This is a genomic window from Microcystis sp. Msp_OC_L_20101000_S702 (assembly GCF_007095705.1).
GTDB lineage: Bacteria > Cyanobacteriota > Cyanobacteriia > Cyanobacteriales > Microcystaceae > Microcystis > Microcystis ichthyoblabe_A.
The window spans coordinates 1-7,609 of the sequence record NZ_SFBO01000074.1; the positions used below are offsets into that span (position 1 = coordinate 1).

Sequence of the window (7,609 nt, forward strand, 5' to 3'; positions counted from 1 at the left end):
TTTTTGTTATGAATTAAAGCAAGCAAACAGCTTAAGTCGAAGATGTTCAAAATTGGTAAATCCATAACTCATTCTTTTAATAAGCTTTATTTTGGTATTCATTCCCTCAATTAATCCGTCGGTTGTCTGATTTTCAAAGTAATTAAAAATACCAGGCAAATGCTTCTGGATCATGCTGGCACTACTTTGATATAATATCCCGCCTATTCTTATCTATTTTTCCAATTTTCTCTCAGCACCTCTGAACGTTCTACTACTTTGATAAATTTGTCTAATTTCTTCTTTCATTTCCCAGGCTATTCCTAAGCAGGGATGTTCTTTTAAGATAACTTCTAGTTGTTGTTTTTGCTCGTCCTTTAAGTCCTCTTTATTCTTCCATAATAAATGAGGTAATCCTTTTTCATGCACCCCCATTAACTTTCTCAAGTTATTAAGCTCGTCATTGATGATAGCCATTACATGAAAACGGTCATAGATGATTTTAGCATTGGGAAATAATTCCTTGATCACTGCCGTAAATCCTGACCACATATCGACGCTCACTTCTTTCACCTTCTCCCGAACTGCGTCTGGCTGTGCTTTTAAGGCTTCCATTAATTCTTCCTGCTTATGTCCTTTAATCACATCTAGTAAAATTTTCTTGTCCAGATCTACGACCGTTGTTATGAAATCTTTATGTCCTTTTAAGTTACTAAACTCATCTAAGCTTATTCGTTCTGGTGCTTCCCACTCTTCCTTTTCTAGTTCTTTAGCACAGTTATTAAATATTAACTCAACTTCTTCCCATCCTAACCCTTCTTCTCGACTTATTTCTTCGATGCTACAATTTTTTACTCTCTCATAAATCATCGATTCATAGCGAATTGTCTGAGGCTGTCTTAATCTCATAAAACTCAGTCTTTCGCTGATATACTTTTGGCACTTTTGACAATGAAACTGGCGGCGTGGCACTTCTAAATATACCGGATTGCCTAATATTGATAAATCTCTGACTAGATTGTACTCTGTCTGATTGATTCTGTCCAAGATTTGATGGCAATTCGGACATTCAATTGTTTCATTTAAAAGAGCGAGCTTCAGGAAAATTGTCTGAGCAATTTTTTGATAATTGATTACTGTTACATTTGGTAAATCGAGGAGTTAATCAAAATTTATCCACATAACCCACCTCCTGTTTTGTGTTACTATTATACCATGCTCACACAGAACCTAGAAGAGCCCCAATTTTGTGACCCGCATGGGCATTTCAGGTGATACCAGTCGATCAGAATAGTTACGAAATCTTCACATTTGGTCGATTTTTGCTTAACAATTAAGATGGCAAATTCTCCTCAAATATGCCTGAATCGTGGGTAGGCAACCCGCATAAAGTTCATTCTTTTTTCTTTACCTTGGCAGTTACCAAAATTGGTTCTTCGGTTTGTCTTATGCAATGGACGGGTTTATAAGGAATGAAACCCTTATAGAGACAGACGTTGCTGTGATTTTTGTCAACTGTTTTCAATCTAGAGCGAACTAATCAATTAAACCCCCTATCGAACCATAATAAGTAACGAAGAACCCCAAAATTCTCGAAATTGTTGGTTACATTTTGTAACAAAAGTGCTATGTGCTTGGCTGCTTGACAACCTCCCCCTGAACGCTTACACTTTACTAAGTAGCTGGTTATAGTTAAACTGAAAGATGGATTTTAAGTTCGATCCCCCCTGCCGCTCTTAATAAAGAGAGTCCCAATAACCAGGGATATCTGAGAGTTTTTAACACCTAACCTACTTAGACATAGAAAGGAAAACATTCCAAACATGAAACCACAACAACAATGGATTACCGTTGACCTTAATAATTTAGGGAATTACTCTGATGGCATCAATCAGATTTATCGAGGCGAAATTGATGGTTTTTGGATTAAACAAGTATTTTCGCCAGCAGAGATGCAAAAGGTTAAGGAAACCTTAACAAAAACCCAAGCGGAGTTGAGTAATTTATTGTCAACACAAAGGTATGGCAAGTTACTGGGAGCTATTCTCACGGAAAATGGTAGTGATACAACTAAATATTTTCGAGATGCTGCCTTGGTTAGACAAGCACTGAAAAAGATTTTTCCCCGGGATTATGAAGAAACTATTGAAAGCGTTTTTTCCCAACTTTCAGGCGGACGAAAAGTTACGGTTGCTCACCAGAAAAATGATTATTATTCTTCGGCTCAAGTTCGATTTACTTATCCCAATACTGGAGGGATAAGATTACACAAAGGCAATGAGTTTATTGGACTAGATGGCTTTGAAGGGTTACATGAAATTGTGAAACTAAAAGACTGTTTAAGCTACTACTTAGTCATTTCCCCTCCTGAATCCGGAGGTGAGTTAGTTTTATATGATGATTTACCGGAAGAATTAACAGTTAACAAAGAAGAATTGGATTTAGAAAATTCTTTACAAAGACGCTATAATCCTGGTGTGGGGGATTTAATTGTCTTCCATGGAGCTTGTATTTGGCACGCTGTTTCTGAAGTCAAAGGTAGCCAAATTCGTTATTCTATTGGCGGATTTTTAGGATTATCTCATGACGAGCAAACGATTTATTACTGGGCATGAAAAATCAATCAAGATAATTAAGTTTCTCAACAAAAATCATGAGTCAGTTAAACCAATTTAAAGTATTACCTAAATTAGTAGGTATTTGGCGAGGCAATTGGCAAGCTTTAGATCCTCAAGGACAAGAGAAATATAAGTTTACCAGTCTAATCAGCCACAAAATTGTTGATAATCAATGGGTACAAACTAACGAACACAGTTATAGTGATGGTCGTCGAGAAATCATTCATTTTTTTGGTAAAGTGATGGGGAATAATCAGTTATTATTATCTAGTCCAGATCCGCCTTATTCCGAGTTTAGGATGTTAGTCTATGAATTAGACTTAAATCTTATTATTATTCAAGTTTATCACCAGACATCAGGACTTGCATTAACCACAGAAACGATTAACTTAGTCAGTCCAACTACACGAATTCGCACCTTACAACAATTCCATACTTCTGACGGTAAAATTCGAGGTTTTAGCTTGGTTTTTGAGCATAAAATCAGCAATATCAATTAATCTTTATGGTTCTTCATTACTTGGTATGGTTCGATTGGGGGGCGTGAATCGACTAAATCCTTATCTGGCAAGAGACTTAATTGATTAGTTCGCTCTAGATAAAAAACAATTGACAAAAATCGCTAAAGGCCTTTCTCTATAAGAGTTCCACCCCTTATAACCCCCGTCCATTGCATAACACAAACCAAAGAGCCATCTTATTAACCATGAACGTTTCGCCTGATATCTTAGCTGAGATTAGCTTAAAAGCCAGTTCTTTATCAGAACGTTTAACCAGTCTAACAACCAATTTTTTGACAACAGAAAATGAAAGGAGAATAATTGACCAAAGGTTAAAACACTGGAGTCAATTAATCGCTGATAAAAATGAAAATAAATTTCAAAAACGCCTACAATGGGATAATTTGGACTTAGAAAAAATTCAACCCTTGTTAGGAAATGAAAAAGTTATCGCTAATTTTATTCTTCCTGATTGGATAAAAAATTTAAAAGATTTAATAGAAACCAGTTCTAATTTTCAAATAACATCAATTGCTGCTTATTTTCCTAGATTTCCAACAGATATTAATGCTCCTCTACCTTTTGAAGAAATTTGGTTTCCTACTATTTTATTAGCGCGTCGTCAACTCTGTAAACGTTTGTTAATTTCCGATCTCTCTTTAACAGAATTTCCCTTTAATCTTATCTCTATTGAAGCTTATCAAAGTTTAGAAAGACTATTACTACAAAGATTAGTTAATGTTGGTGAACAAGTCTTATACGAGGAGTTTTGTCTATTTCGTCCTGCGATTTTTAATGGCTTAAATTTACTGTTAGAAAAGTTGAATTTATTAGCGGAAATATCGTCAAAAAAACTAGAAAAAATTAACTATCAAGCTTTTATTGAATCATCTCTAAAAGGAGGCTTGTTGAGCTTATGGCAAAAATATCCTGTTCTAGCTCGTTTAGTAGAAAAAATAGTCACTTTTTGGATTGAAGCAACGTCAGAATTTATTCAACGTCTGCAAAAGGATCATTCCGTATTCTTTCAGGATCAAGATCAGGTACAACAGATCACCCATTCAGTGTCGGATTTTCATCATCGGGGACGTTCTGTTTTAATTTTAACCTTAAAATCAGGAAAAAAAATTATTTATAAACCCAAAAATATTGGGTTAGAAATAGCTTATCAGCAATTGTTGACTTGGTGTAATCAAAAAGGGGTTTTACTCCCCTTCAAAACCCTGAAAAACTATGATTGTCAAACCTATGGCTGGGGATTGGACTATGTAGAAGCCAAACCTTGTGCAGATGAGGCGGCGGTGCGACGTTTTTATGAGCGAGCGGGAATGTTGCTATGCTTATTATATGTATTAGGAGCAAATGACTGTCATTATGAGAATTTGATTGCTCATGGTGAACATTTAGTTTTGATCGATCTCGAAACCCTGATGCACCCTGAGGCAAAGGCGATTTCTGGCTCTCCTCAAGAGATACTAAACAGTGATCGCCAGTTATGGGATTGTGTCTTACGAACAGGTTTATTACCCCGTTGGGATTTTAGCGCAGATAACAGGATTGCTTATGATATCAGTGGCTTAGGAAGTATTGAAAATCAAAAAGCTCCCTATCTCTCACTTCGCTGGAAATTTATTAATACTGATGAAGTTTATATCCTTCAGGAAAGAGGAAATTTAAAAGAGCAAAAAAACCTTCCCGTTTTTCAAGGAAAAATTGTTAACCCTCAAGATTATCAATCTGATATCATTGACGGATTTACAAAAATGTATAAATTTTTAGAGAAAAATCGCCAAGAATTATTTAACCATATCGAATTACAAACACTTCTTGCTTCTCAGCCAGTCAGATTTATTTTTCGTGCGACTTATGTTTATACACATCTATTACAAAAAACTCTTACTCCTCAATTGTTGCAAAATGGGGTAGATCGTAGCATTGAGCTAGATATATTAAGTCGTACTTTTCTCAATGGAGAAGAAAAAACTGCCCCTTGGGAAATTTTAAAAGCAGAAATCGCCTCAATCGAGGATTTAGATATTCCTTACTTTTCCACAGTCGCCAATAGTGGCGATTTAAGCATCGGTTTTAAGTCTCCTTTGAGCAATTATCTTACCCCCGGCTATCAGGGATTTAGGGAACGATTACAAAAGCTTAATGATCTAGATTTAAAACAGCAAATTATCATAATTCAGGGGAGTTTTGCAACCAGATTTCCGAAAAATAGCTATTCATATCCTGAACCTATTAAATCTCCTTCAGAAATAGTTACTTTTACCTCTAATCAATTTCTTGGCGTAGCACAAAAACTGGCTGAAGGAATCCATGAACGAGCGATTATTGATCAGCAAAATCAAGCTCATTGGTTTGGTTTAACTGATGCTAATCATAGTAATAAACTTCAATACCAGCCTCTTGGTTATGCACTTTATGAGGGAAATTGTGGAATTGCTTTATCTCTCAGCGCATTATTTTCTATCACTAAAAATGAGACTGATCGGCACTTGGCTTTACAAGCACTACAACCTTTAAAAAACTGGTTGAATCATTCTAATTCTGCTTTAAAAATTAAAATAGCTCAACAAATGGGAATCGGTGGTGCAACAGGAATCAGTTCTATTATTTATGCTTTAGTCAAAATTAGTCAATTTTTAGAGGATCAAACTTGGCTAGAAGAAGCCACAAGAGTGGCGGAATTATTAAATGTAATCACAGGAGAAGGAAAATTAGACATTATTGGGGGAGAAGCGGGGGCAATTTTGGGATTATTAAGTCTTTATCGGGAAACTCAGCAAACGAAGCTCTTAGATAAAGCTCGTTATTACGGCAATATATTGATTGAGCGGCGAATAACTACTCAAAGTGGTCTAAAAGCTTGGAAAACAATTACTGAGCATCCACTTACAGGATTTTCTCACGGTGCTGCTGGAATTGCTTATGCCTTAGACCAATTATATGAAATAACTGGAGACAAAAAATATTTTAGGATAGCCAAAGAAGGGAAAGATTATGAAAGAGCTGTTTTTTGCCAAAAAAATCAGAACTGGCCTAATTTTTTAAGTAATCCTCCTAATTTTAAAGTAATGTGGTGCCATGGCGCAACGGGAATTGGTTTAGGGCGATTAGGGACGATTAAAATAGATTCCGCTCCCCTGATCTTAGATGAAGTAGAAATTGCCTTAGGAAACAACCAAAATTATCAACAAAAAAGCGTTGACAATCTTTGTTGTGGTAACTTTGGCAGAATTGAGCTATCACTAACGGCTGGACAGATTCTTAATCGTCCTCAATTGATAGAAATCGCTCGCCAAAAGGCAACTTATATTGTACAATTGGCACAACAAAACCAAGGGTATCAACTTTTTGGCAATGTTTCATCGATTGCTTATCATCCTGGTTTCTTTCAAGGGATTTCTGGAATTATTTATCAATTGTTACGTCTGGCTTATCCTGAGCAATTTCCTGTTATTTTGTTGTGGAGATAAAGCACTGACTATGGGATAAGTAAGCTGCAATATTTAGCATCTTTGGGACTTGTGATGCAATCACAAATACCGAACTTGACGTATAAGGTTTTCAGAATAAGCAAACAATTTTGAACAAGGATTAACTCAGAAATGTTGAATTTCGTAACAAAACTTTACATTCAAGAACATGACAACCCCAGAACGCCATTTTTCAGATTGAATAGAGGCTCTTCCGAACTTGTCATGTAAAATTAGAACTCTTGCAAATTAATTATATGTTATAATGATGGGCCAACTAATTTTCCCAAAAAAATTAGTTAACCAGTACATTTGTCCTGAATGAAAACTTGAAGTTTAACTTTTAACTCAAAACTCTTTAGATATGCTTTAATTTGGTTATCAAAACCTCTTTATTTAAGCGGCACAAACTATCTCAATTTTTATAATTGAGAATAAATTCTCCTTGACTTGATTAATCTTTAGGCAACTTTTAAGAAGCTGCTATACCTATCCCTATCCCTAACTCACAGTTATAAATAGCCGCCAACAAGTTAACTCTTAAACTATATCTTCGACGACGATTCCGATATTTACAGGATAAGATTTTAAAGATTTTGAGTTTCCTATTTATATGTTCAATGATAATCCTTTCTTTGGCTAAAGCCTTGTTATACTCTTTTTCTAACTCTGTTAATTTTCTATTTTTCGATTTCTTTTTCGGTGTATAACTACTCGACTTTTTTTAAATAAACTAAAATCATGACCTCTACCTTTCCCACAAAAGACACAGATAATTTCCTCGGTATTTTGATCAGCTACTAATTGGGATTTTAAAGTATGATAACCTCTTTTACCCGAAAAAAAATCTTTCTGTTTCTTTTGGGGGCGTTCAATGGGAGTTTCCGTTACATCCATTACCGTTACGACCGGTATCTCTGCTTGATTGAGTAAAGCTTTTTTTCCTTTTAAACGGAAGTTTCCCGATTGTAAAAGCATTTTTTCCGTCTTATTTACAATCCGACATATAGTTGATTCTGATAGTTCCCAG

The 7,609-nt window shown here is 35.4% G+C and carries 3 protein-coding genes and 3 pseudogenes; 3 read left to right on the forward strand and 3 right to left on the reverse strand.

Annotated features, from left to right (window positions below; all coding sequences use genetic code 11):
* Positions 1 to 6: 6 nt before the first annotated feature.
* Positions 7 to 1,113: pseudogene (locus tag EWV60_RS08065) on the reverse strand (ISL3 family transposase).
* Between the two features lie 689 nt (positions 1,114 to 1,802).
* Here EWV60_RS08065 and EWV60_RS08070 point away from each other — a divergent pair.
* Positions 1,803 to 2,594 (forward strand): 2OG-Fe(II) oxygenase, encoded by a 792-nt coding sequence (locus EWV60_RS08070; RefSeq protein ID WP_287231795.1) that lies wholly within the window; start codon positions 1,803 to 1,805, stop codon positions 2,592 to 2,594.
* 38 nt (positions 2,595 to 2,632) lie between these two features.
* Complete coding sequence (locus tag EWV60_RS08075) at positions 2,633 to 3,097, forward strand: hypothetical protein (RefSeq protein WP_004162166.1); 465 nt, start codon at positions 2,633 to 2,635, stop codon at positions 3,095 to 3,097.
* Here the strand turns inward: EWV60_RS08075 and EWV60_RS23160 are convergent.
* Positions 3,094 to 3,273: pseudogene (locus EWV60_RS23160) on the reverse strand (hypothetical protein). The gene EWV60_RS08075 and the pseudogene EWV60_RS23160 sit on opposite strands and share 4 nt — an antisense overlap.
* 30 nt (positions 3,274 to 3,303) lie before the next feature.
* Between EWV60_RS23160 and EWV60_RS08080 the strand changes: the two are divergent.
* The gene (locus tag EWV60_RS08080) at positions 3,304 to 6,579 is read left to right on the forward strand and encodes a type 2 lanthipeptide synthetase LanM family protein (protein WP_287231798.1); all 3,276 of its coding nucleotides are present in this window, start codon (positions 3,304 to 3,306) and stop codon (positions 6,577 to 6,579) included.
* 472 nt (positions 6,580 to 7,051) lie between these two features.
* On the opposite strand, the pseudogene EWV60_RS08085 reads toward EWV60_RS08080, so the two are convergent.
* Positions 7,052 to 7,609: pseudogene (locus EWV60_RS08085) on the reverse strand (transposase family protein); the annotation flags it as partial.

Excerpts from the sequence above, each read along its gene's own strand:
- EWV60_RS08070 (WP_287231795.1), top strand. The coding sequence starts at position 1,803 with ATGAAACCACAACAACAATGGATTACCGTTGACCTTAATAATTTAGGG.
- EWV60_RS08075 (WP_004162166.1), top strand. The coding sequence starts at position 2,633 with ATGAGTCAGTTAAACCAATTTAAAGTATTACCTAAATTAGTAGGTATT.
- EWV60_RS08080 (WP_287231798.1), top strand. The coding sequence starts at position 3,304 with ATGAACGTTTCGCCTGATATCTTAGCTGAGATTAGCTTAAAAGCCAGT.